The 23,712-nt window shown below is 42.0% G+C and carries 25 protein-coding genes, 4 tRNA genes and 2 riboswitches; of the genes, 2 read left to right on the top strand and 27 right to left on the bottom strand.

Annotation, left to right across the window (positions count from 1 at the left end; translation table 11 throughout):
- Positions 1-6: 6 nt before the first annotated feature.
- The 17 genes from HUX68_RS17600 to fabF form a co-directional block, all read right to left on the bottom strand.
- Entirely contained in the window at positions 7-447 is a 441-nt protein-coding gene (locus HUX68_RS17600; protein WP_174616007.1) for a bifunctional adenosylcobinamide kinase/adenosylcobinamide-phosphate guanylyltransferase, read from the bottom strand.
- Positions 399-1,025: a histidine phosphatase family protein gene (locus HUX68_RS17595; protein WP_174616006.1), complete on the bottom strand. Its 627-nt coding sequence runs from the start codon at positions 1,023-1,025 to the stop codon at positions 399-401. Before HUX68_RS17595 ends, HUX68_RS17600 begins: the two co-directional genes overlap by 49 nt.
- Positions 983-1,777 (bottom strand): adenosylcobinamide-GDP ribazoletransferase, encoded by a 795-nt coding sequence (gene cobS / locus HUX68_RS17590; RefSeq protein WP_174616005.1) that lies wholly within the window; start codon positions 1,775-1,777, stop codon positions 983-985. Before cobS ends, HUX68_RS17595 begins: the two co-directional genes overlap by 43 nt.
- Positions 1,774-2,625, bottom strand: coding sequence for a cobyric acid synthase (locus HUX68_RS17585; protein WP_174616004.1), 852 nt, complete (start codon positions 2,623-2,625; stop codon positions 1,774-1,776). The genes cobS and HUX68_RS17585 overlap by 4 nt, the downstream gene beginning before the upstream one ends.
- On the bottom strand, positions 2,591-3,211 hold the full coding sequence (locus HUX68_RS17580; RefSeq protein ID WP_174616003.1) for a bifunctional adenosylcobinamide kinase/adenosylcobinamide-phosphate guanylyltransferase: 621 nt from the start codon (positions 3,209-3,211) through the stop codon (positions 2,591-2,593). The genes HUX68_RS17585 and HUX68_RS17580 overlap by 35 nt, the downstream gene beginning before the upstream one ends.
- Positions 3,193-4,269: a threonine-phosphate decarboxylase CobD gene (gene cobD, locus HUX68_RS17575; RefSeq protein WP_174616002.1), complete on the bottom strand. Its 1,077-nt coding sequence runs from the start codon at positions 4,267-4,269 to the stop codon at positions 3,193-3,195. The genes HUX68_RS17580 and cobD overlap by 19 nt, the downstream gene beginning before the upstream one ends.
- Entirely contained in the window at positions 4,226-5,203 is a 978-nt protein-coding gene (cbiB, locus tag HUX68_RS17570) for an adenosylcobinamide-phosphate synthase CbiB (RefSeq protein ID WP_174616520.1), read from the bottom strand. Before cbiB ends, cobD begins: the two co-directional genes overlap by 44 nt.
- Entirely contained in the window at positions 5,203-6,672 is a 1,470-nt protein-coding gene (locus tag HUX68_RS17565; protein WP_174616001.1) for an adenosylcobinamide amidohydrolase, read from the bottom strand. The genes cbiB and HUX68_RS17565 overlap by 1 nt, the downstream gene beginning before the upstream one ends.
- 21 nt (positions 6,673-6,693) lie before the next feature.
- Positions 6,694-7,752, bottom strand: a complete 1,059-nt coding sequence (locus HUX68_RS17560) for a FecCD family ABC transporter permease (RefSeq protein WP_425509526.1) — start codon at positions 7,750-7,752, stop codon at positions 6,694-6,696.
- Positions 7,715-8,695, bottom strand: a complete 981-nt coding sequence (locus HUX68_RS17555; RefSeq protein WP_174616000.1) for an ABC transporter substrate-binding protein — start codon at positions 8,693-8,695, stop codon at positions 7,715-7,717. Before HUX68_RS17555 ends, HUX68_RS17560 begins: the two co-directional genes overlap by 38 nt.
- Positions 8,696-8,844: 149 nt before the next feature.
- Positions 8,845-9,025: riboswitch (cobalamin riboswitch) on the bottom strand.
- A 261-nt stretch (positions 9,026-9,286) separates the two neighbouring features.
- Positions 9,287-10,240, bottom strand: coding sequence for an ATP-grasp domain-containing protein (locus HUX68_RS17550; protein WP_174615999.1), 954 nt, complete (start codon positions 10,238-10,240; stop codon positions 9,287-9,289).
- A gap of 15 nt (positions 10,241-10,255) precedes the next feature.
- Positions 10,256-11,308: an LLM class flavin-dependent oxidoreductase gene (locus HUX68_RS17545; protein ID WP_174615998.1), complete on the bottom strand. Its 1,053-nt coding sequence runs from the start codon at positions 11,306-11,308 to the stop codon at positions 10,256-10,258.
- Positions 11,309-11,399: 91 nt separating this feature from the next.
- Positions 11,400-11,518, bottom strand: a riboswitch (SAM riboswitch).
- 118 nt (positions 11,519-11,636) lie between these two features.
- Complete coding sequence (locus HUX68_RS17540) at positions 11,637-11,801, bottom strand: hypothetical protein (protein WP_174615997.1); 165 nt, start codon at positions 11,799-11,801, stop codon at positions 11,637-11,639.
- Positions 11,802-11,966: 165 nt separating this feature from the next.
- Entirely contained in the window at positions 11,967-12,428 is a 462-nt protein-coding gene (locus HUX68_RS17535) for a hypothetical protein (RefSeq protein ID WP_174615996.1), read from the bottom strand.
- 201 nt (positions 12,429-12,629) lie between these two features.
- Positions 12,630-13,289, bottom strand: a complete 660-nt coding sequence (locus HUX68_RS17530) for an SDR family oxidoreductase (protein ID WP_174615995.1) — start codon at positions 13,287-13,289, stop codon at positions 12,630-12,632.
- Positions 13,290-13,602: 313 nt separating this feature from the next.
- On the bottom strand, positions 13,603-13,767 hold the full coding sequence (locus tag HUX68_RS19630; protein ID WP_174615994.1) for a hypothetical protein: 165 nt from the start codon (positions 13,765-13,767) through the stop codon (positions 13,603-13,605).
- 17 nt (positions 13,768-13,784) lie between these two features.
- Positions 13,785-15,020, bottom strand: coding sequence for a beta-ketoacyl-ACP synthase II (gene fabF / locus HUX68_RS17520; RefSeq protein WP_174615993.1), 1,236 nt, complete (start codon positions 15,018-15,020; stop codon positions 13,785-13,787).
- 188 nt (positions 15,021-15,208) lie between these two features.
- Between fabF and HUX68_RS17515 the strand changes: the two genes are divergently transcribed.
- Complete coding sequence (locus tag HUX68_RS17515) at positions 15,209-15,535, top strand: hypothetical protein (protein WP_246206713.1); 327 nt, start codon at positions 15,209-15,211, stop codon at positions 15,533-15,535.
- Positions 15,536-15,624: 89 nt separating this feature from the next.
- Here HUX68_RS17515 and HUX68_RS17510 read toward each other — a convergent pair whose 3' ends face one another.
- The 6 genes from HUX68_RS17510 to HUX68_RS17485 form a co-directional block, all read right to left on the bottom strand.
- Positions 15,625-17,061: a sensor histidine kinase gene (locus HUX68_RS17510; protein ID WP_174615992.1), complete on the bottom strand. Its 1,437-nt coding sequence runs from the start codon at positions 17,059-17,061 to the stop codon at positions 15,625-15,627.
- A gap of 27 nt (positions 17,062-17,088) precedes the next feature.
- The gene (locus HUX68_RS17505) at positions 17,089-18,282 is read right to left on the bottom strand and encodes a beta-ketoacyl-[acyl-carrier-protein] synthase family protein (protein ID WP_174615991.1); all 1,194 of its coding nucleotides are present in this window, start codon (positions 18,280-18,282) and stop codon (positions 17,089-17,091) included.
- A gap of 158 nt (positions 18,283-18,440) precedes the next feature.
- The gene (locus tag HUX68_RS17500) at positions 18,441-20,177 is read right to left on the bottom strand and encodes an IS1182 family transposase (RefSeq protein WP_174615990.1); all 1,737 of its coding nucleotides are present in this window, start codon (positions 20,175-20,177) and stop codon (positions 18,441-18,443) included.
- Between the two features lie 182 nt (positions 20,178-20,359).
- Entirely contained in the window at positions 20,360-21,526 is a 1,167-nt protein-coding gene (locus HUX68_RS17495) for a toxic anion resistance protein (RefSeq protein ID WP_174615989.1), read from the bottom strand.
- Positions 21,523-21,696 carry a hypothetical protein gene (locus HUX68_RS19470; protein ID WP_174615988.1) on the bottom strand — a complete coding sequence of 58 codons (174 nt, stop codon included), beginning with the start codon at positions 21,694-21,696 and terminating at the stop codon, positions 21,523-21,525. Before HUX68_RS19470 ends, HUX68_RS17495 begins: the two co-directional genes overlap by 4 nt.
- A 1-nt stretch (position 21,697) precedes the next feature.
- Positions 21,698-22,171, bottom strand: a complete 474-nt coding sequence (locus tag HUX68_RS17485; RefSeq protein WP_174615987.1) for a 5-bromo-4-chloroindolyl phosphate hydrolysis family protein — start codon at positions 22,169-22,171, stop codon at positions 21,698-21,700.
- Positions 22,172-22,388: 217 nt separating this feature from the next.
- On the opposite strand from HUX68_RS17485, the gene HUX68_RS17480 reads away from it, so the two are divergent.
- A complete protein-coding gene (locus tag HUX68_RS17480; RefSeq protein WP_174615986.1) occupies positions 22,389-23,183 on the top strand; it encodes a fumarylacetoacetate hydrolase family protein in 795 nt (264 codons plus the stop codon).
- 188 nt (positions 23,184-23,371) lie between these two features.
- Here the strand turns inward: HUX68_RS17480 and HUX68_RS17475 are convergent.
- The 4 genes from HUX68_RS17475 to HUX68_RS17460 all read right to left on the bottom strand — a co-directional run bounded on the left by HUX68_RS17475 (position 23,372) and on the right by HUX68_RS17460 (position 23,710).
- Positions 23,372-23,454: transfer RNA gene (locus HUX68_RS17475), tRNA-Leu, on the bottom strand.
- A gap of 10 nt (positions 23,455-23,464) precedes the next feature.
- Positions 23,465-23,538: transfer RNA gene (locus HUX68_RS17470), tRNA-Cys, on the bottom strand.
- Between the two features lie 18 nt (positions 23,539-23,556).
- Positions 23,557-23,631 (bottom strand) — tRNA-Gly (locus HUX68_RS17465).
- 4 nt (positions 23,632-23,635) lie between these two features.
- Positions 23,636-23,710, bottom strand: a tRNA-Gln gene (locus HUX68_RS17460).
- Positions 23,711-23,712 lie beyond the last annotated feature (2 nt).

Raw genomic sequence — 23,712 nt, 5'->3', positions numbered from 1 at the left:
AAATTGTTATTTCAATTGTTTCTGAATCCCATACCAGATGAGATCCAGCCGATCACAGTTTTTGACCAAATCCTGATAAGACCATCCAGTCACATCTCGCCACAACCGCATTTCCTGATTCATAGGCACAATCCCTTTGGAAATATCAACACCAATGACGACCAACGTTCGACCCGCTTTGGATTGCTCCCATCCGGTCCAATCACCGATAATCTGTTTGCCAAAATCCCGTGGATCCTCGGGTTGCCTCTTTTTTATCCAGTTCCAAACCCATTGCTCTATTCCTTCAAAAATAACCAGATCCTGCTTCAAGTCAGACATCGCGTTCGGACAGGACATATCTTGGCAGGCATCTATCCACCGAAAATGTTTTTCACCTTCAAGACGGTAATGTTCCTTTACCCAGGCTGATTTTCCGTTATAGGCTCCTCCTGTAACGACATGCACTTTTCACCCCTCCTAAAGCTTTCCTTAGTCCAAACCAGGCGGTATCCCCCGCCATAAGGAATGTTCCAATCAAAGAAAGACTTGTTTTGTCCGCAAAAAACCGTAAGTAGATAGCGAATCACCCCGCCATGCGTAACAAGGGCGGCATGTTGTTTTCCTTTTGCCAGGATCCGCTGTCGAACATGCATAAACCCTACATTGATTCTACTGCAAAACTCCGCGTACGTTTCACCTCCAACTGGTCGCACTGTAAAGGGTTGTTCCACCCACTGTTGATATGCCGCCAAATGTTGCAACTCATCATATGTTTTACCTTCAAAATCGCCGAAATGAAGCTCCCGTAATTCCGCTGATTCCGTTATTTCCTGATTTGGAAACAATATGACCGCAGTCTCACGACACCTTCGTAAATCACTTGAAAAGACAATTCCCGGTCTTGAATAACACCCAATATATGGCTGTAGTTCTTTTTTTCCTTCTTCTGATAACGGAGAATCCTTCCAACCGATATATGCTTTTCGTGTATTCTCTTTTGTCATCCCATGCCGTAGTAATGAAACAGCCAAATAATCAGCCATAACCAGACCTCCACCCCCTCCGTTGAAGCACCGATGATATCACCGGTCATGCCTCCAAACCATTTCATCACTCTATTTCGAATCACCAGGAAAAGAATTACTGTACCGAGCAGCATCAATAAAGCAGGAATCGCACCGCCCGAATTCCAAAGCCATATCAGCACCAATACTACCGGAAAATAGGCAAGATAACTCAGGTACGTTGCCTGGTTGGAAGCCTGCTGAAATAACTTCCCCATCTCCTCATCTCTGGCAGGCGGGACAAGCACAAGCAGCAACCCCATTACCATCCGGCTAAAAAACGGAATGAACAAAATCAACAAAAACGTGAGCGGCGCCATTCTTGCGACAATTTCATACATAAACAGAAACCTGGCTGCAAGAAGGACAATCACGCTGATCACTCCAAACGCACCTGTGCGCGGATCATTCATAATTTCCAGCCGCTTATGCTGATCACGATAGGAAAAGAACGCATCACTCGTATCCATCCAACCGTCCAAATGAATACCACCAGTCAACACAATCATTACCACCCAAAGAATAAATGTTGTACTTAAAGGTGATAAGATAGTCCACTCCGTCAGACCATACAATAGACCGGTGCAAATACTTCCAAGCAATAGACCAAACAGCGGAAACATCCTGATTGCCCGCTCGATTGTCCGGTTTGTCATCGGTATTTCTTTTCGGATCGGCAATACACTAAAAAATTGAATGGATATGATAAAGCCGTAAAAATAAGTTTTCATGATTCCTGCCACCGCTCGATGATATCAAGCAACAGCTTCCAATCAAGATGTTCTTTTAACTGATCTGCCAGCTGATTGTATTTGTCACATGAGTCCGCAGCTGCAGCTACACGTGAGTTCTCCCAGTCTGCCAAAGACAACGAATCTTCCTCTTCTATCATATGTTCAACAACAGGTACAAGTCCCAACACCGGAATCCCAGTCTTCTCCTCAATCCACTTCATGCCATCAGAAAATAAGGAAGGATCCCCGCAAAATTTATTCACAATAATTCCCTGAACACGTTCCCGCTCGGGTGGACTTAGTAATTCAAGTGTTCCAACAATGCTTGCGAACACACCGCCACGGTCAATATCAGCAACAAGCAGAACCGGTACCTTAGCAAGCTCAGCCACTTTCATGTTGACCAGCTCTTTTTCTTTTAAATTTAGTTCAACCGGACTCCCGGCACCTTCCAGGATGACAACATCATAATCGGCACGTAAACGCTCAAGTGACTCATGAATAGCTGACAATCCTTGTTCATAAAAAACTTTACGATATTCCTTATCAGTCAGTGCTCCTGAAGGCTTACCAAGCATAATGACTTCTGCTTCCAAATTGGATCTCGGCTTCAACACAATCGGATTCATCCAAATTGACGGCTCAGCTTTGGCTGCTTCCGCCTGAAGTGCCTGGGCCTGTGAGATTTCACCACCTTTCTTTGTAAGACAAGTGAAATTGGACATATTCTGGGATTTAAACGGGGCTACCCGGCAGCCATCCCGTACGAACATGCGGCAAAGAGCAGTCGCAATCAGGCTTTTTCCGACGTTAGATGCCGTACCTTGCACCATAATTCCCTTCATCTGCAGGCACTCCCTTCATCAGTATTGGTATCCCCGTTTCAACCATGTATGCTTCAGATGCCATATCGACGATTTGTTGGTGTAACTTTCCAAGCAGTCTGCTGTACGCCTGTACAAGAGGCTGGTCATGCATAGGATGATTTAACACCTCATTGGATACGACCAAGAGTGTAATCTCCCCGCCTTGAATCTGCCGAATTCCATCCAGGATCGACTGCACGACCTCCTGCTGAAATTTTTGCTGTTGCCAAGCGGATTCCTCAAAATCACCCCGAAACAGTTCATTTGTCAAAAGAATCGTCAGACAGTCCAGCAGTACGACATCACCACGTCTGAACAAATGGGAAGCGGTTAGTAGATCATTCGGACATTCAATTGTGTGCCACTGCTGACCACTTTTTTGGCGCAGCTGCCGGTGTCGTTTAATGCGCTCTTTCATCTCATCATCAGTTGGTCTTGAAGTGGCAAGATAATACAGTGCACCTTGCTTTTTGGCAGCAATGGCCTTCGTTGCATATGACTCTGCAAAGCTGCTTTTACCGCTTCGTGCACCACCTGTAATAAAGATCAATTGTGAGTTCGCCATTCAAGTAATGCCTCCAATAAGATGTCATTTTGCCTGGACTGTTTCACTGCAAACCGCATCCAACGTCCGTTTAACCCTTGATAATTAGCGGTATGTCTCGGTACAATGCCTTTTTTTAGCAAAAACCGAAACAATGGCAGCTGTTCATCTAAAGCCCGATCCTGCAGCAGATGAAAATTCACCTTACTCGGCGACACCCGGTATCCGGCCTTCTTTAGAACAGCAAGGATGCGCTCCCGTTCCCCGGAAATAAATGAGCGTGTCTTCGCTGCATGTTTCCCGTCAAGCAGACATTCTTTGCCCGCTTCAAGTGCCAATGCATTTACACTCCAGTGTGGCTGAAAAGACTTCAATTTCCTAACCAGTTCAGGCGACGCTAATAAGTAACCCAACCTCAATCCAGCAATCGCATACATCTTCGTCAAAGACCGGATGACCATTAAGTTGGAATACTTATTTACAAGCGATGCTACTGACTGCTTGTTATCCAAAAAATCATAAAAAGCTTCATCGGCTATGAGCAGACAGTTGTGCTCATGGCAGGCAGAAATGATTTGTTCCATCAAGGATTCGGAATAAACGATTCCAGTCGGGTTGTTCGGGTGACATAGAAAAACAGCATCCGCTTCGGCTAATTTTGGAATCAACTCCTCCATCCGCAACTGCCAATCCCCTTCCTGCAGCACAAGACTCGTCATTTCACAACCAGCCACACTGCACATCCGCCCATACTCTGAAAATGTCGGATGAATCAGTAATACCCGCTTACCTGCCAGCATCCGTGTGACCAGTGCAATCAGTTCAGCACCACCGTTTCCTAGCAATATAGTGTCTTCCGATAGGCCTTCTTCCCGAGCAATCTGCTGAACCAGCTCCTTACCATTTGGATCCGGAAAATCCGAAATTTTTTCAAACCAGTCAGACCAGTTTGCTTGAATGCCAGCAGGTGGACCAAACGGATTGAGGTTTGCACTGAAATCAATAATTTTATCCGGCATGGGCAATTCAAGAGATTCATAGAGATGATGGGCATTCGCCCCATGTAGTGGCCAATTCAATGGTTATTCCTCCTATCAACATGCATAGCAAAAAGAAAAATACTGTTCGCCGCATAATCGTAATCGTTTGCAAAATATGTGCGCTGGTCAGTGGTTGATGTGGATCGCCTAGCCTCTGGGAAACCGATGTCATTCCATGATAGACATTTGTACCGCCCAGCCGCACCCCCAATAACGCCGCAACCGCTGCCTCAACCCAGCCGGCGTTCGGGCTTTTATGTTTGCGTGCATCGCGAAATAAAACAGACCATGCACCATGGAACGAGGTCATTGCCGGCTTTTGCACAACCATCATCAGGAATCCGGTAAGTCTGGCAGGAATCCAGTTCAACACATCGTCCAGCCTGGCAGATGCCCAGCCAAACTTCCCGTATGTTTCATTCCGATAGCCGACCATCGAATCACACGTATTTACCGCCCGATACATAAGTGCCAATGGAGCACCACCGATAACACTCCAAAACAGTGGAGCGGTGATCCCGTCACTTGTATTTTCCGCAACGGTCTCCACTGCCCCCCGAACGATTTCCGGTTCCGGCAACCGGTTTGTTTCCCGCCCGACAATATATGATAATTTCGTTCTGGCCTCGGGCAAGTTCGCTGCTTCCAACAGGTGATAGACTCTCATTACTGCTTCGGCAAGATTGTTTTGCGCGATTGTTGTGGAAATAAGAACAGCTTCAAGGGCGACGCCTGCCACCGGATGCCACTGATAGCTCAACACCATCAGAAGGCAGCTGCTCCCAAACGCAGCCAGTACAACTGTCAATACGAGTAAAACACCTTTTAATTTACGAAATCTGCCGTTATTAAGCCGTCTATCCAATAAGCCGATAAGCCGTCCAAACCCTTTTACGGGATGCGGCCATTTTTCCGGGTCGCCAATTAACCAATCCAATGCAACAGCAAGTACAATCGCTGCCAGATGACAAATCATCGGTTCGTCATCCTTGAAAAATAATTTGCAAGTGCCTGGTTCGTACATTCGAATACACCTTTACCAATCATGCTGCCAACCGGTGTGATCGATCCGCCAAACGGGATGTCAGGCCCTGTTTGAGTTGCTGCAATCAGGATGCTGTCAGTCGATGTACCAGTTGCAATCGTTCCAGTGACCGAATCCATAACCTGCGTTTTCCTGAGTACTTTAGTCTTTGCCTCTGTAGCCGTCATGACACATTGAATATACGCTTCATCGGTTAATTTGCCGTTAATGAATATCCACGTATTAATCGTCCCGGGAGCAAACTCTAGCGCATGTTTGTCACCAAATGCCGCGTCAACAGCATTACCGGTTCCAGCTGTCACCACAACAAAGATGGAGTAACCGTCTTGCTCCAAAAACTGAAAGGACACATCCTGTAATGTAACCGCCGTCATCATCCCGACTGTTTCATTTGGATCAAATCCGTGTTCCAGTAAATAGTCAACCATTTCCTGTTTATGATTCGCACAATTATATGATTTTGCAACGTGGCGATTTACAAACGCCCGGTTCCAGCCCAGCCCCGAGCCGGTAACCCCGGATGACATCGTCCGTAATGCGATTGGAGAATGCAGCTGGATCATGTCATCCCCAACAGTCAAACAACTTTCATCAATAAATGTATTCGGACTATTTAACTGTTTATCCGGTACCAGCATAATTTGTGGTTTGGGCACAGCCGGATGCGGATATTTTTGGATATCAGTTTGATAGATTTCTTGAATCCGATTTGCCTTTAATACATCATCCGGTGTTCCACATGCTTTCATGTCGCCATTATCCAAAAGCAGCAGCCGATCACAGTATAAGCCGGCAATATTCAGGTCATGAAAAATAGAAATGACGGTAAGCTGCTTTTCTTTAGTCATTTTTTTCAGCAAGTCGAGTAAATCTTTCTGAAAAGCAAGATCAAGGTGGTTAGTCGGTTCATCCAGTAAAAGAATTTTCGGGTTCTGCGCCAACGCCTGAGCCAAATAAACCCGCTGCTGCTCCCCGCCTGAAAGCTGGTCAAGCAGTGCATCCTGGTAATGAAGCACACCCGTCTGTTCCATCACTTCCGCAATTACCCGTTCATCTTCCTCGGAAAGTGATTGAAATATACCGCTGCGGTGTGCATACCTGCCAAGCGAAACGGTCTCCTTCACTGTATAGCTGAATGTTTGTGATGTGTGCTGGGGCAGAACGGCAACCAGTTTGGCAAACCCTTTCGTCTGATACATCGAAACAGATTTGCCATCCATCGTAATCACCCCACTTTTGATCGGCAAAATACTACTCATCATTTTCAGCAAGGTTGTTTTTCCGCTTCCATTCGGACCGATTACTCCGAACAGCTCCCCCTGCTCAACATGAAACGAGATTCCCCGTACAATCAGTTCATTCGTATAGCCGCCTGCTGCATTTTTGACCTCAATCATGTTAACCACTCTTTCCAATCATTAGACTGTTTTTAATTTCTGCTTCATTAAAATAACCGCAAATACCGGTGCACCAACTAGCGCCGTTATGACACCGATTGGCAATTGAGAGGGGGCTATAATCGTCCGGGAAATAAGATCGGCTATGATTAAAAATCCTGCTCCGGCAAGCACGGACAATGGAAGCAAGTGTCGATGGTCCGGTCCCCATAAAATGCGAATCAGATGAGGAATGACCAGTCCGACAAATCCAATTGTTCCGGAAACTGCCACCGCTGCCCCTGTTAAAATCGACCCGGCAATCAGCACATTCATCTTCTTCCGTCCAACATTGACACCCAAATGCTTTGCCTGCTCCTCACCAAACGACATCGCGTTCAGTTCCGTTATATGCAGCAATAAAATGAGAGCCCCAAAAAGAAAAAACGGCAGGATAATCCAGACGTATTCCCATCCGCGCATTGACACACTGCCAAGCAGCCAACCGATAATCTGCCGCAATTCATCACCTGTCAGTGCAATCATAAGCGAGATTAGTGCACCAAGAAATGAACTGAAGATAACACCGGTCAGAATAATCGTCTCCACCCGCATTCCACGGTCCACCCTTCTTGCAAAAAACAGAACGATAAAAATCGTAATAAATGATGCCGTAATACTTAAAACCGGCAGCGTGTACATACCGATAACTGGTAATGACAAGTGGAAAAAGACCGTTACAACTGCACCAACACTGGCGCCGGATGACACACCAAGCGTGTAAGGATCAGCCAGCGGATTGCGCAATAGACCTTGAAACGCAGCCCCCGCAATGGCCAAAGACGCTCCGACTAAGCCGGATAATACAACACGCGGTAGACGGATTGCCATTACAATTGTTTCATGCATTGGATCAACCGAATCGGACAAAGCTGTTCCGGTGACATGTGAAAACAATATTCTTAAAATATCAGTCACCGGAACTTTCACTGTTCCAATCGAGACTCCAAGCAGAATCGACCAAGCCAGAATAAACAGTAATACGACGTATGGTCCGGCCTTCTTAATTACCGAAAACATCCGGATAAATCGCTTTTCCAAGTTCTTCTACCCCTTTAACCAAACGTGGACCAGGACGGGAGACAAGGTCCGTATGAACATTAATCACTTGCTTATTTTTAACCGCGGCTACATTTTCCCAACCTTCACGGCTCAACACTTTTTTTCGCGGTTTGTCCACAAAATGTCCATAGGTTGTTATGATAACATCCGGGGTCTTGGCAATGATGGCTTCTTGATTTACTTTTGCCCAGCCTTCCATTTCAGATGCAGCGTTGTCCGCATGAATAATTTCCAAAAGCTTGGCCATGAATGTGTTTTTTCCAGCTGTGTAAATATCCGGGGCCGGCGAAATCTCAATAAAAGCAGTTTTGCGTTCATCTTCTTTTATCGCATTTGCTTTTTCCTTCAGTTTTGCCAGCTTGTCCTTCATACCGGTTATAACATCCTCTGCTTCCGAAACGGCACCGGTTGCTTTACCAATTAAATTGATGTTATCATAAACGCCCTGAAAATCCGTCGCCGCGCCGGTGAGCAGTACTGGAATACCGGCATTCCGCAGTTGATCGAGAACTTTTTGATTATTCGACGGATCCGCGAGCACAAGGTCTGGTTTAAGGGCAATGATTTTTTCGATGTTTAATTCCAGCCCTCCAACTTTTTCAATATCCTGTACTTCTTTTGGATAGTTATCATGTTTGGAAACACCGACAATCTTATTTCCCAGACCAAGTTCAAACGCAATTTCCGTGTTGCTTGGCAGGACAGAAACAATACGTTCCGGTTTCTGTTCTATCGTCTGTTTTTCACCAGTCCCATCTGTTATCGTAACCGGAAAACTTGCCTCTTCTGTATCTTCCGTTTGTTCCGTATTGTTATCATTGCTATTAGCAGTTTGCTCCGTATCATCGGTTGTACTTCCGCAACCAACAAGCAGACCAAGCGTCAGAATTGTTAGAAGCAACAACAAATAAACCTTTTTCATTTCCTTGCCTCCTGGGTTTTTGAAAATCATTTCACACTATTTTCTATTCCATTAAAAAACACCCTCCTACAAAGGTGTTCACATGGGTTATTCACAAAACAAGACTATTCTTAGCCTGCGATCATACACCTCCCCATCCTCGTAGGTTTTCTGGCGTATCAGAACGAGGCAGGTCTCCTGGCTTATGCTTATTGTTTTCTGCTCCTTCCCATGCATCCGCATGCACAGTGGATTGTACAGATAAACAAGCATTCACAGTGGCGGGACCGCGGTGGCGGTTAAACAAACTTCCCTTTTAAGTCTTAGAAATGAAAAACGGATAAAAATTCTGAACATGCAAAGTCATATGACTCCCCGGATCCAGTCTCTTTAAGACACCTCATTCTGGTACTTATTCAATTTTTCATCTCTAGTATAAACTATCGGTCGCAATTGGGAAAGAGTATTACCGGCAAATTATCTGAATGTGTGACAAATACCGCATCTTTCTATTACAAGATTCTTCATTTGAAGACCAGACATTAATACGCCCGGTCAGAATAAAAAGGAGGCTCCAATAGATTACCTCCTTCCTTCTAACTCTTGATGATTTTATACCTGAACAGCAACCTTCAATTTTTCAAGTTCCTCCCCTAAATACTTGGCAACTTCAAGCATTCCATACTGTCCACTTTTTGCCTCCGCTTCACTGTTGTAATTGGTGTTCGTATTAATATCATAGGTGAAAATAGTACCATCCTGATCCTCGATAAATTCGATGCCGGCAATTTTAATATCATTTGCTGCCAGGACACGTTCATATTTTTCAATAATCGGATGATCGAATCCTTCCCTGACCTGGAATTTAGAGGGCTTAGAACTTTCGTCACCTGCCGGGCAAGACATGTCATCAAGGCTGCATGCATCAGCAGGGCATAGTTCAAATCCTTCTGATGTGTCGACCCGCACTGCATAAAGAAACTTACCACCGATAAACTCGCAACGTGTAATAAATGACTGGGGTGACTCGATATATTCCTGAAGCAATGTAATACCGTCGACTGGTTCCTCAAAACTATCTCCCTCAATGTAGCTTTTTAATGCCTCTATTGAGTTAAACAGCTGTACTCCCAATCCTTTGCCGGCGCGATTATGTTTGGTAATAAATTTCTTCCCATCAAATTTTTCCGCCGCCTGAAGAATCTCGGCTTTGCCGATCGCAGCAATTGTCTTGGGTGTCTTGATGCCGTACTTTTCAAGCTCAAGATACTGCAACACCTTACTCACTTCCAGCTGAAGCACACGGCTGCCATTAATCACTACTCTTCCATGCTGTTCCAGCCATGCAAGCACCGCACTGGTTAACTCCGGAGCAAACTGGTTACCCCGCGTATGGGATGAAGCACTCATCCGGCTGTAAAATATCCCCTCAGGCGGCTCGGAAGTAAGGTCAACCATCCCATCACTAAGATTCCATTCTTCATATGGCAGATTTAATTCTTCCAATCTATTAGTCAAGTGTTCTGTCCATTCGCTATTCTCATGGATGACATAAATTTTATTCATGTAAATATCCCTCCCTTATTTTTTTGGCAAAGCAGCGCGCAGTTCTTCCACTTTAGGCATAACCTGCTTGGAGAAACGTTCCAGTTCCTCCAATTGCGGCGAACTTTGTAACAACAAGAGATCCACTCCAGCTTCTTCAAAAGCTAAGATCTGTTCAGCGATTTGCCTAGGCGTACCAACGAGATTCGGACGCAGCCCCCGATTGGATACCGAGTAATCCTGTAACTGAATCTGCTGTTCAAGTTCCGATTTGGATGTGAAGTCCTTGAACCCGACATAGCCACTTGTGTCTTTTACTGTGGTAATTCGTTTTAATTCTTTCTGAGCTTCTTCCTCTGTATCACGGCAAATCACATATGCTGCCATTCCAATACTCCGGAATGGCTCACGTCCGGCATCCTTTCTGCGTGCCTTCATGCCGGAAATCTTTTCTGCAGCCTCTTCAACCGTATGTCCATGAAGGATATAGGCATCACAAAGCGACGTAATAACTTGCTTGCCCTTTTTACTTTCACCACCTGCATATAAAACAGGATTCGGACGTTGCACGGGTTTTGGTGAAAGCTTCGTATCTTCAATATTGTAAAAACTCCCGTCATAGGAGAACGTCTCCTCGGTCCATAACCCTTTTAAAACCTCAATAAATTCGCTTGTCCGATCATACCGTTCATTATGTTCCGTAAAAGCCCCGCCATATTGTTTCGCCTCTTCGGCCCACCAGCCGGAAACGATATTTAAGGTGAAACGTCCATTACTGATGTGATCAATATTCGAGGTCATTTTTGCCGTCACAGCCGGGTTATGAAACAACGGACGGACAGCCGCCATAATTTCAATTTTTTCGGTCACTGCTGCCAAAGCTGCCGCCGTTGACCATGCCTCCAGCGAATCTTTGTCCGTACCTTTAATATCATTCAAGTAAAGTTCAGCAATTAAGGTTGTATCAAATCCCCATTTTTCTGCTGATTGAATTGCTTCTTTTGCATAATCAAATGTTGGCGGCATCTGTTCATCCTCAACATTGCGAAGCCACCCGCCAAAAATCGGCAGCCAAAAACCATACTTCATACATTCCACTCCCCGCCTTAGATGAATTAAACGCAAAAAACTCTTTCCCCGGATAGGAAAAGAGTTTTATACTAAAAATCAGTTTTGTCCTCCCCTATCTTTCAAGACATGCTTGATGGAATTGGCACAGTATTCAAAGGATATACATCCATAGTGAACCTGTTGCCGAGGCTTCAAAGGGCCATTCCCCTCCACCTCTCTGGATAGGCAATTATTTAATTATTGCTTTTTATCATAAAGTAATCATTTATGTCATGTCAATAGAAAAGCCTAGTTAATTGATGGGAATTGTTAATCCTAGAAACCGGACACCGTATTGTCAAGTATCTCAGAGATCCCAGTAATCTGCCCTTCTTTGCTTCGCTTTTTCCTTTTTGATTCGATTTGCCTCCGCGCTTCCGACTTCTTTGGAAAACTCGGAATCCCGCTTACTGGAATCAAACCCATCCTTATTCTTTTGATCAGCATCGTTTTTCTTCGTTCGCTTAGCCATAATGTAACCTCCCTTTTTCTCTTAGTATGAGAATTGAAGGTTAAAATATACCGTTATTCTAAAAGGGATTCGTCACCCAAATGGTTGAAGTTTTATCTCTTTTTCTGAAAAGCTCAATAAGTTTAGCCTCTTATATGGAATTTCATCGCCATAATTGATAGATGATTATGATGAAGATACCTTGTCCTTGAATTGATTGAGCTTTTCGTTTGTTTCTTTAATGAGCTTTGTGAGCTTATTGGTATCCGGATTTTCTTTCTGTGCTTCACCGATGAGCGGATACAGACTCTTTTCAATATTTTCATACGCATCAGGATTTCGTTCTTCTATCTTCTTTTCAATGGGCTCCCAGCTTTCTGAAAGTGTCTTCCCATTACTGTTGATTTTCCCGGTTTCGCCGGGTGATGATTCAATGGTATTCTTCAATTCATGAAGAGAAGTCAATACCTTTTCAATTCCTTTATCCAAAGAAGCTGAATTGTTTTCTTTTTCATTTTCAGAGGCTTGTTCTGACTTCTGCTCATTTTCTTCTTTTGATGACTCACTATCGCCGCCCGATCCACAGGCGGTTACCAACACAACAACGACCAAGGTTACGAACAGCAATAATAAATTTGATTTTTTCATCTGAACACCTCCACTGTTTATTAGTTTGTGCCATTTTAACAACAGATATATGTTAAGTAAAATAAATATTAATAATAATCATAATAAGAATTTGTGATAAAGGAATATAAAAACAACTCTTGTGTCAGATTTTATGTATGAAAACCGCAAAAAGACAATCCGCCTAAAAGGCAAATTGTCTTCCGCAGCAACTGCTTTCCGTTAAACTAATTTTATTGCTTCATTGACAGATGTAGTTCCGCCGACAACCTGAAATTCCTTTCCGACCGTAGTTTCATCCTGCAAGCTGGCAAGAATAACACTTGCTATATCTTCTCTTGGAACCTCGCCACGATCCACTTTTTCCGCCAGTTCCACCTGACCGGTTCCTTTATCATTTGTCAGTACGCCAGGATGAATAATTGTATAATCCAAATCTGTCTTGCGCAGCCAATCATCAGCAAAATTTTTTGCAATAACATACGGCGCAAAGGATGCATTAGCCTCCTGAATTGCTTCACGGGTCGTATCAAACGAACTGATCATTACAAAGCGCTTCACACCTGCATCCTTAGTCGCCTCAATTGTTTTAACAGCACCATCCAAATCGACCATAATGGTTTTATCTTTTCCAGTGTGGCCGCCAGATCCTGCTGTGAACACAACTGCATCGACGCCCTCAGCGGCTTGTGCAATCGGCTCGATATCTCCTTCTAAATCCACAATTGCCGTTTCCGCACCCAGATTTTCAAAGTAAGACGCCTGCTCCTGCTTACGAATCATTGCCTTTGCTTCAAAACCGTCACTTTCCTGTATGATTGACACAAGATGCTTTCCAATTTGACCATTTGCACCTGCTACAAGAATTTTCAAATTATCCATCCTTTCAAAAAAGATTTCACCTATCTATCATATATGAATGGGAAAGAGATTGTCTAAATTCCCGTCTCAACAATTTTTGGTTTACTCGTCATTTGACCCCCGTTTTGTTTTACGATGAATATTGTACAATACTCTGTCCATTTTTAATTTGTGTCTTTCCGAAACGGACTGTTAATGGACAGGATAGATATAAACTCTTCATTCAACTCCTGGGCAGAAATCTCATAACCGTATGGACAGAAAGGCATCACTATAACGCAATTGCTCCAGAAGGTGTGGCAACTAATATTTCATCCTCTATGGAAAATGTTAATCAGTTCGGCATGGAGCGGACCAAACCGGTACAGTCTGTGATGCCTCGTGTCGGACAGCCTAAGAACATCCAAACACCGATGCCATCCTGCAGCCATACTAATGGCCATTGATTGATCATCAAAAGTATGTCTGCCATTTTGTTCGTACAGTTGTCCCTAGTCACTCACACACTGTGCCTCCTTATATAAAATATTTTTTAAAAGCAACAACCGCATTATGGCCGCCAAATCCAAAACCATTGGATAAAGCAATATTAATGCTGCCTTCCAATGCTATATTTGCTACATAATCCAAGTCACATTCCGGGGCCGAATGTTCCAGATTGATGGTTGGCGGGAAAACATTTTCTGCCATACTTTTCAATGTAATAATAGCTTCGACACCACCTGCCGCCCCAAACATATGCCCGACCATTGATTTTGTGGAACTGGCTTTAAGGTGATATGAATACTCACCGAAAACCTCCTTAATCGCTTTCGTCTCAGAAATATCACCCGCCGGCGTACTGGTGCCATGGGTATTAATATAATCAATGTCTTCCGGTTCAACTTCCCCCCGTTCAATAGCCAGTTTCATTGCTTTGGCAGCGCCCTGATAATCCGGTTCGGTAATATGATACGCATCTGTTGTGCTGCCGTAGCCGATAATTTCACCGAGAATAGGCGCACCACGCTCCTTGGCATGTTCATATTCTTCTAAAAATAACACACCTGCACCCTCTGACATAACAAATCCGTCCCGCTTTTGGTCAAACGGACGTGATGCTGCTTCAGGTGTCTCATTCTTAGTTGACATGGCACGCATCTTTGAAAAACCAGCAAAATATAGTGGTGTGATAGTAGCCTCCGCTCCGCCTGCCAAAATCGCATCCGAATAACCATGCGCGATATTTAAATATGCTTCTCCAATGGCGTGGTTACTCGTTGCACAAGCAGATACAGTCGCGAAACTTGGCCCGCGGAACCCGGTTTTGATCGCAACCAGACCAGCAGCCATATTATTAATCATCGTTGGAATTAAGAAGGGTGATACCCGTCTTGTTCCTTTTTCCAGCATCGTTTTATGATTACTTAACAGTGTCTGCAGACCCCCTGTGCCGGAACCAATATAGACGCCGACGCGGTCCTTATCCACTGTTTCCAAATTGAGTTCTGACTGCTGCAATGCTTGCATCGCAGCAGCATACCCATATTGTGTAAACAAATCATATTTTTTAATTTCCTTTGTTTCCAAATACTTTTCCGGATGGAAATCATCAATATAGCCGGCAATTTTTGTGCTGATGTCACTATATTCTTCGGATTCAAGCCGCTTAATCCCGGACTTTCCCTTTTTAACATTATCCCACAGTGTTTCCACATCATTTCCCAATGGCGAAACAACACCTGTTCCAGTTACAACAACTCTTCGCTTCAAACTTAAACTTCCTTTCAAATTGCAGCGTATCTTTCATGCATACATCTTAACATATGGGAAGCTATCATTTCCCGGTCTGAATGGATGGATAATATTCGAAAATATGCAAGCTTGTTTCGGCAATCAAAAAATAATAAAATAAAATAACAAGCAGGATTCTTAAAACGAGCAGCTTGGAGGTAAAATAAGTGGAAAAAGCCGTTTCATTAAACACCCTGAAAACCTTGGCAGAAAAGAAGATGAACAAAAAAATTCTAGTGAAAATAATGTGGAACGATAACGAAAAAATCACATTATTCATCACACCAAACATGAAAATCAACTCGTTTATATATGACGAAAAAGATGGTTATCTGTTTTACAATAATGACGGAAAGCTTGTGGAAAAGGATATCCCATGTATTCTTGCAGAGAAGGATTTCGCAGATGGAAAAGTGATGCTGGAAGGAGCAAAAATTAATAATGAACCCTTGTCAAATGAAGACTTGGCATTTTTAGAGGAATATGACTCGTAGTAATTGATGAAATACATTATTTATACAATTCCAGTGTCCCTCACTTCAGGAATAATAATCAACAAAGGAATCTGCTTTTAACAGATTCCTTAATTCATATTCAGTGCTCCATTCAGCGGGAGTTCGATTTGAAAGTGCGTTCCTTCTGGTGAACTTTCTATAATCTGAACATTCCCCAAATGTTCGATAATCGTCTTTTTTACGAAAGGCAGACCCATGCCCATACCCCGATCACCAAATGAAATAAACGGGTCAAAAACGCTCTGCCAATTCTCCGGATTTATCCCCTTCCCGGTATCCCGCAAATGGATTATAATCATTCCGTTGTCAAGTTCGGTGGAAATCGTAATTTTCCTATTCTCCCTGTCCACCGGCATTGCCTCAATACTATTTTTAATCAAATTGATAAAAACCTGTTCCAGATTGGTTCGGTTCACATAAACAGTTAACTGTTTATAGGGATTCATGAATTCAATTTCCACATCATTTTCTTCACTCATACTTGAAGAAAAATCAACAGCCTGACCGATAATGGATTCCAAGTCTTCTGTTTTCATCTCCTGGTCAGAAGATTTCATGTAAGCTTTATAGTTATTTACCAGATTTCCCAAGTGTTCGGATGATTTCTGAATCATTTCCATTGAACTTTTTTCCTGCTCTGTCATGGTATCACACTTGTTCAGTGACTTTGAAAAACCTTTGATGATTTGATTCGTGTTTTTCACCTCATGAATTAAACTTCCCGCTAAATTCCCCGTATAATCCAATTTTTTCTGCCGTTCCATTAATTGATAGTAATTGTCTTTCAGGCTTGTGCTGAACTTTATAAACTCATGCACAATCGCCGCCGAGAAAATGACAACACCGATACTGCTTGGTATTGCTCCTGTTTCGGGTGAGAAATTCAAAAAACCAGGTACAATCAGCCAAATAAACGAATGAAGACAAAAACCCCTTAGGAAGTTTTTGAAATTTGGATTGGCAATTTTCTGCGATACAATATAGACAATCAGCAAAAAGATAATAAAACTGCTCATATGAACGACATAGAGCCATGCCAAAGGTCCATATTCAGGGAAATGAATAAAGGTAGTTGAATTTGTGTTCTGTAACCTTAATCCTTCTATCCCTAAACTCGTCCAATTTATTATGTAAATCAATCCACTCCAAATACCAAAGAAAACCAGCACTTTTTTATTAAAAAGCTTAAGCAGTGTTCTGGTTATTCCACTTGTTTCCTTAAGCATGGCCGGCTGGTCTTTAATAAAAATATAGGTTAAATAAAACACAACAATAATGGAAAGTGTTGGACCTGCTCTGAACAATTTAAATAAAAATAGAACAACACTTTCAGGAAGAACATTTCCAAAGTAAAGAATTCCCACATTAAATTGCCAAACTGTAATTAAAACCATATATATAAACAGTACGGAAGAAACTTTTGATTCTTTATAGATAGCTCTGATACTTAAACCCAAAACCAACGGAATTAATCCTATCGTGCAAATTAACAGCCCTGTAATCATAAGTCTTCACCCCTTACTGCTACATCATTATTCCGTGTAACTTTTCACATAAGCACATGCATTATTTCCACCATATCCATGGTTGGTAACAGCAACTTCATTTACATCTTCGAACCTTGTTTCCAAAGGAATATTCATAGTTTCATAACCTTTTTTTGATGTTCGAATAGTTGGCGGTATGAATCCATGCTGCACACTCAAAAGGGAAGAAATAACCTGTAAAATACCAATTGCCCCGAAAGAATTTCCATACATACTCTTTATGGAAGTATACGGTGTTTCATTGTTAAACAGCAACTCTGAACACTTTTTTTCAATCTGATCATTCAGTTTTATTCCAAGTGCATTACTGTTAATATAATCCGGCTGACGGCCTCCTGTAACCTCTTGTAAAGCGTTTATCATCTGCTCGCCAGTTTCATCCAGCGAATATATATAAATCCCGTCATTATTCGAAACGACATCAACAATCTCACCTTTAATATTCGCCGATCTATCTATCGCATCTTCTTCTCTTTCCAGCACAATCGCACCTGACGATTCTGCCATCGCAAAACCATTACTTCCCTCCTGAAACGGAACTGCCCCTTCTTCAAGCGTCTGATTGAGCGGAAGAACTCTTGTTTTCGCAAAAGAATACGTAGTTATTTTACTGATCGGACTATCGGTTCCCCCAACAATTGCCACATCGATTTTTCCGCTTTTCAAATAAAGCATCGCCTCTTCAACTGCTTCCAAACTAGCCGTACATCCTGTTGAAATGGTTTTTGTAATACCCTTCACCCCAATCGAATGGGCAATTGCGGAAGTTATGCTGTGATAATTGGCATAATGGGCATATGTAATAGGTATTTTTCTATAGTCCTCATCATTCACAAATTGAATGCCATCCCTAAGAATTTTTTCCCCGGTTGCGCCAAGCGACAACCCGAAAAAAATTCCTACTTTTTTACCCTCTAAATTTATATCAGCCGATTGAAGGGCTTCCTTAGCTGCAGATATTCCCATTTTTGTCACTTTTGGAAGTCTGTTTATTCTCTTATTCTCTTTAAATTCTTCCAAGCCTTCATTAACGACACCGAGAATATTGGACTCCCCTTTTGGTCCTTCCTGATCCACAACCTCAAGTGAACATACACCATTTTTTAAATTGTACAGGTACTCTTCAATATTTGTTGTCTTAGGAGCCAGGATACCATAGCCGGTACAAACTATTTTCATATATTCTCCACCTTAATCAGATAAATTTCCCCATACAATTATATCAGAGTTATTGCTTTTTACCTATTGGCAAATGGAATTCCGCAACAATAATTCCCATGCGGTATTGATATTAGGAATATCATGGTAAAAAATAAGACCCTTTTACCCACAATTCATTATGACACGCAAATAATACCCGGAACCATAACTAATAAATATTTTTGCGAAATAAAAGAGGCTGGGACATAACTAGCCAAAAATAACTTAAAAATGGTTCCGATCATCGATTGTTGGTGATCGGAACCATTTTGATTTGGATTATTTTTATGATCTGTTGGTTGATTTACGTTCATGGCAGTGTACTTTCGCAAGTTCACCGCCATGAATGCAAATCCTAATTCATTTTCCACTTTCTCTTTGCCCCGTACAGAAAAACGGGTGAAACGCAAATTAGCCTTCAAGAATCCGAAGACTGGTTCCACCTCAATTTTACGTTTACCGTAAATTTCACCAGTTTCTTTTTCCGAAAGCTGTTGTCTCGTATATGCTTTTTGTTGCTCCCACTTTTGGTTATAATAAATTCTTCGGTTATGGCCTTCCTTTGCTTTGGTGCATTGGGATCGTAACGGACAACCGGAACAGTCTTCACATTCATAAACTTTAAATGTCCTTGTATAACCATATCGGTCTGTTCGGTTGGACATATAGCGGAAGGTTAATCTTTTACCATTCGGACAGGTAAAGGTATCATTTTCCTCGCTATATTCCCAATTGGCTACATTAAAGGCGTTTTCCTTATATTTCTTTTTCTTCTCTTTACGGTATTGGTTATACGTAATCAGTGGCGTGCGTTTCCGATTCTCGATGACGTCTTCGTAGTTTTGTTCACTTCCATAGCCTGCGTCAGCGACAATATACGTCGGTAGCTTAAAGAAACGTTCCTCGATATGATCCAGAAAAGGAATGAATGTACGTGTATCTGTCGGGTTTGGAAACACATCATAAGCGAGCGCATATTGTCCTTCTGTCGCAAGTTGCACATTATAGCCTGCTTTCAGTTGGCCATTTCTCATATGGTCATCTTTCATTCGCATAAACGTGGCATCATGATCTGTCTTGGAGTAACTGTTGCGTGTTCCGAAGGTTTCCATGTCCTGCTGGTATTTCTGTTTGCGTGCCACGTAATCCTTAAATTGTTTACGATATTGTTTCGGTGTTTTGCGTTCGGAGCGAAGCCGTTTCCGTTCGCTTCCATCTTCACTTGCTTCGATTTTTTTATTATAGGCTTCAACGTTCTCATCCAGCTTTTCGACTACTTTTTCGAGCTCATCGGTAGATAGCTCATCTGCGCTTTCCCGTTCGATTTCCGGAATAATTTCTTTTTCCAATAGTTCATCATACATCTGGTTGGACTTCTCCACCAAATTGGCACTGTATTTTTCAATCGCTTTACGCCAAACAAATGTATACTTATTGGCATTCGCTTCGATTTTGGTTCCGTCCATAAAAATCGCTTCTTCATCTATCTGTTCTTCCTGTACAAGCTGACAACGAAATTGCACGAAGCACTGACGCAATAGTTCTTTGACCTCTGGATGAACACGGAATCGATTGATGGTGCGATAACTCGGCTCATATCCCTGGGCTAACCACATCATACGTACACTATCGTTCAGTAATCCTTCCACCTTTCTGCCAGAGAAAACAGATTGCGTGTAAGCACATAAAATAATTTTCATCATCATGCGTGGATGATAAGCTGGACAACCAGTGTCACGTAAAAAGTTAATGAATGCATCATCCGGAATAGCTTCCACTATGTCATTCACAGCGTAAGCAATATCATCTTCTTGAAGTTTTATTTCTAAATCTAACGGCAAAACCACTTGATTCATGTTATAATGTTTAAACATAAGGACACCTCCGATGATTATTGTGTGGTTACTTTAATTTTATCAGAAGGTGTCCTTTTTGTTTATTAAAAGCAAAAAAATAAGCGTGGTCTTTCCACTTAATGGTGGAGACCACGCTTATTCTATTTTACTGGGTTTTGTCCCAGCCTCGTTCCAGATAAATTTCTCATCTTTTTTTTACTTTATGAACGATTTTTTCCAAGTTCCAGAAGTTTTTGCTTCATTTCATTCTCCATCCCTGTTATTTCCTCTTCTGCCTGTTTCCGTTTTTCACGTCCTTCTGTTTGAATACGCATTGTTTCTTCAATGGTTGATAGCAAGTTTTCCTGCGTTGTTTTTAATGTTTCTATATCTACCACACCACGCTCATTTTCTTTTGCAGTTTCAATTGTGTTGGTTTTAAGCATATCCGAATTTTTCAGCAGCAATTCATTTGTTGTCTTAGATACTTCTTTCTGAGCCTCCACAGCATTTTGCTGGCGAAGCAGTGTAAGTGCAATAGCAATTTGATTTTTCCAAAGTGGAATGGATGTTAAAATCGAGGATTGAATTTTTTCCACTAACGCCTGATTGGTATTTTGAATCAAGCGAATTTGCGGGGCGGTTTGCAACGTAATTTGTTTGCTCAGCTTTAAATCATGCAGCCGTTTATCAAGCCGTTCTGCAAATTGCATAACATCATTGACTTCTTGCGTATCCATTTGATTTTGGGTCCGCTCAGCCTTTTGTTTTAATTGAGGGATGGTTGTATTGATTAGTTCCTCTCTTTTTACCTCACCTGCTGCGATATAAATGTTTAAGGCATCAAAGTAATCATGGTTTTTATCAAACATGTCCTGCAGCATATGATTGTCTTTTTCTAATACATCTTTGCTTCGCTCCAATTTAACACTGATTTTATCAATTTGCGCACCAGTTTTTTGATATTTGGACATTATTTCATTAACTGAACCGGAAACTTTTCCGAAAAAACGGGAGAATAAGCCGCATTTTTCCTGCCGCAATTCATCCGGATTGACTTGTTCCAGTCTTTTCATTAAATCCGTTAAAATAGAGCTAATGTCACCTACATCCTTATTCTTTACATTATCAAGCATCGAATGGGAAAAATTCATCAGTTTTGACTGTGCTTCTGTTCCATATTCCGTAATAGACTGATAATTTTCAGGATCAATTTGCTCAGACAAATCCATCGCTTTTTTCCGATCCTCTTCGCTTAATGTATCCACTAATTTATCGTTTTTATTCTCCATGCTTTCCGTTGATGGTTTCTTTTGATTTTGTTCACCAAATGGGTTGGCTAATAAGTCATCCATGGCATCGCGTTTACGTTCTGTGTTTTCACTCATTCCGGTATCCTCCTGTTATATTTCTTCTTATCACTAATCGTACGCTTGGCTGTTTCCAATTCAACATCCAATACTTCCAAATCGTCCCTTAACATATAATGCAAATCATTATTCACTGTACCGGTTAACATGTGCATCGTTTCACGTGTATCCGCTAAGGCTTTGGACATCTCAGCGTTTTTTGCAGGCTGCTGCTAGCAAATAAGTATATTTTTCTGCTATTTCCACAAGAGAGTCCAGGTTTTTATAATAAAATCGTTCTGCCTTGTAAAAACGTTCCGGTTCTTTTTTAGTATTCGTATAAATTTTACGCACGGTCTGCATTAGAAGTAAATTCTGTCTTGCATCCCTAAAGTTTCGTATGCGAAATAAGACTTTTTGCAGACGTGAAATTTTCTTTTTTGCTTCTTTTAAATTTTTCGTGATATAACGGTACTCTCCTACCTTCAATCCACTTCTTTTTATATCTATTCCCCGTTGCACACCTTTAACGGCAAAGAAAACAGATCCCCCTCCAACAAGAGCATACAATACTGAAAGAAGAAAAGCTTGTTCGAATGCAAAGAAACTGATCGGCCAAATAATGAAATAACCAAACAGGCCGGCTGTACTGCGCAATAGAAAAGACCCCACTAGCTTCATCATTACCATCTCCAATTTTTATGAAAAACGGCTTCCTGTGCCGAATTACTTACTACAATTGCAGTAAAATCTATAAACTTTAAACGCTATATTAAATCTATCCTTACACGATAATTATAACATGTGAACTACATCGTTCCTATCGATGTTATAGAAAGGGCATTTTTGAGCAAAGTAATAATAATTAGGATATCAAATCAATAAGGGGACTATATTTAATATGAAGGCAATACAAAAAGGACAAAAAATAGTTCGTTATGAAAAAAATGATAACAGGTATTACGGTATAGCTGAGGATGACGAAATTATACAATTATCCAGTACATTTACAGAGATTGTTAACAATGAACTCAAATATGAAAGCATACGGGTTAAATATAATGATGTAAAGGTTCTGGAGCCCGTAATCCCTTCGAAAATTGTTAATTTTGGTTGGACATATGCTGAACATGCCAAAGAGACCGGGGGAGAAGCAGGCCTCACGGAACCATTTCTGTTTTTAAAACCAAATTCATCTCTTATTCCTGATCAAGGTGAAATCATTTTACCACCTACCGAATTATCAAACCAGGTAGAATTGGAAGGAGAAGTCGCACTCGTTATTGGGAGACGCGGTAAAAATATAAAAAAGGAAGAAGCATTAAATTACGTTTTTGGCTGTACAATTTTTAACGATGTGACAGCAAGAGACCTTACGAAATCTGACCCGCAGTTTACAAGAGGGAAAGGATTCGATACCTTTGGCCCATTAGGCCCTCATATCATGACAGGCATCGATCCAACTAACTTAAAAATTGTTACGACTTTAAACAAAAAAGTCGTTCAAGACAGTAATACGAATCAGATGTCACTTTCCATTCCCTATCTTATTAGCTGGATTTCGGAAGTTATGACACTGGAGCCTGGTGATATTCTCGCAACTGGTTCCCCTTCAGGAAGCTGCCCATTGAAATCTGGGGATACGGTGGAAGTTGAGGTGGATCAGATTGGAAAACTTTGTAGTAATGTTAGGTAATATAATGTGAGTGAGACAGTGAGGCCAATCGCAAAACTTAGCTTAAGTAGAATAATTTAGTTTAATGATACTTATTGACCGTAAGTTCTGTCCGCACGATTATACTTCGCTTTAACCCCTGAAACGTAAAAAGCCAATACTCTGAATCACTCAAAGCATTGACCTATAAGGATTTTTAACTTTTGTAGTACCGGTGGTCGGGATCGAACCGACACTCCCAGAAGGAACATGATTTTGAGTCATGCGCGTCTGCCAATTCCGCCACACCGGCATGTGTGTGTTGGAGGCGGTAACCGGATTTGAACCGGTGATAAAGGTTTTGCAGACCTCTGCCTTACCACTTGGCTATACCGCCAAAACCGATTAATCAAAATGGAGCGGAAGACGGGATTCGAACCCGCGACCCCCACCTTGGCAAGGTGGTGTTCTACCACTGAACTACTTCCGCAATATGGCTGGGCCACCAGGATTCGAACCTGGGATACACGGGATCAAAACCCGATGCCTTACCGCTTGGCTATGGCCCAAT

The organism is Virgibacillus ihumii, assembly GCF_902726655.1.
Lineage (GTDB): Bacteria > Bacillota > Bacilli > Bacillales > Amphibacillaceae > Lentibacillus > Lentibacillus ihumii.
Note: the sequence above shows the minus strand (reverse complement) of the source record. Positions and strands in the feature narration are given on the sequence as shown.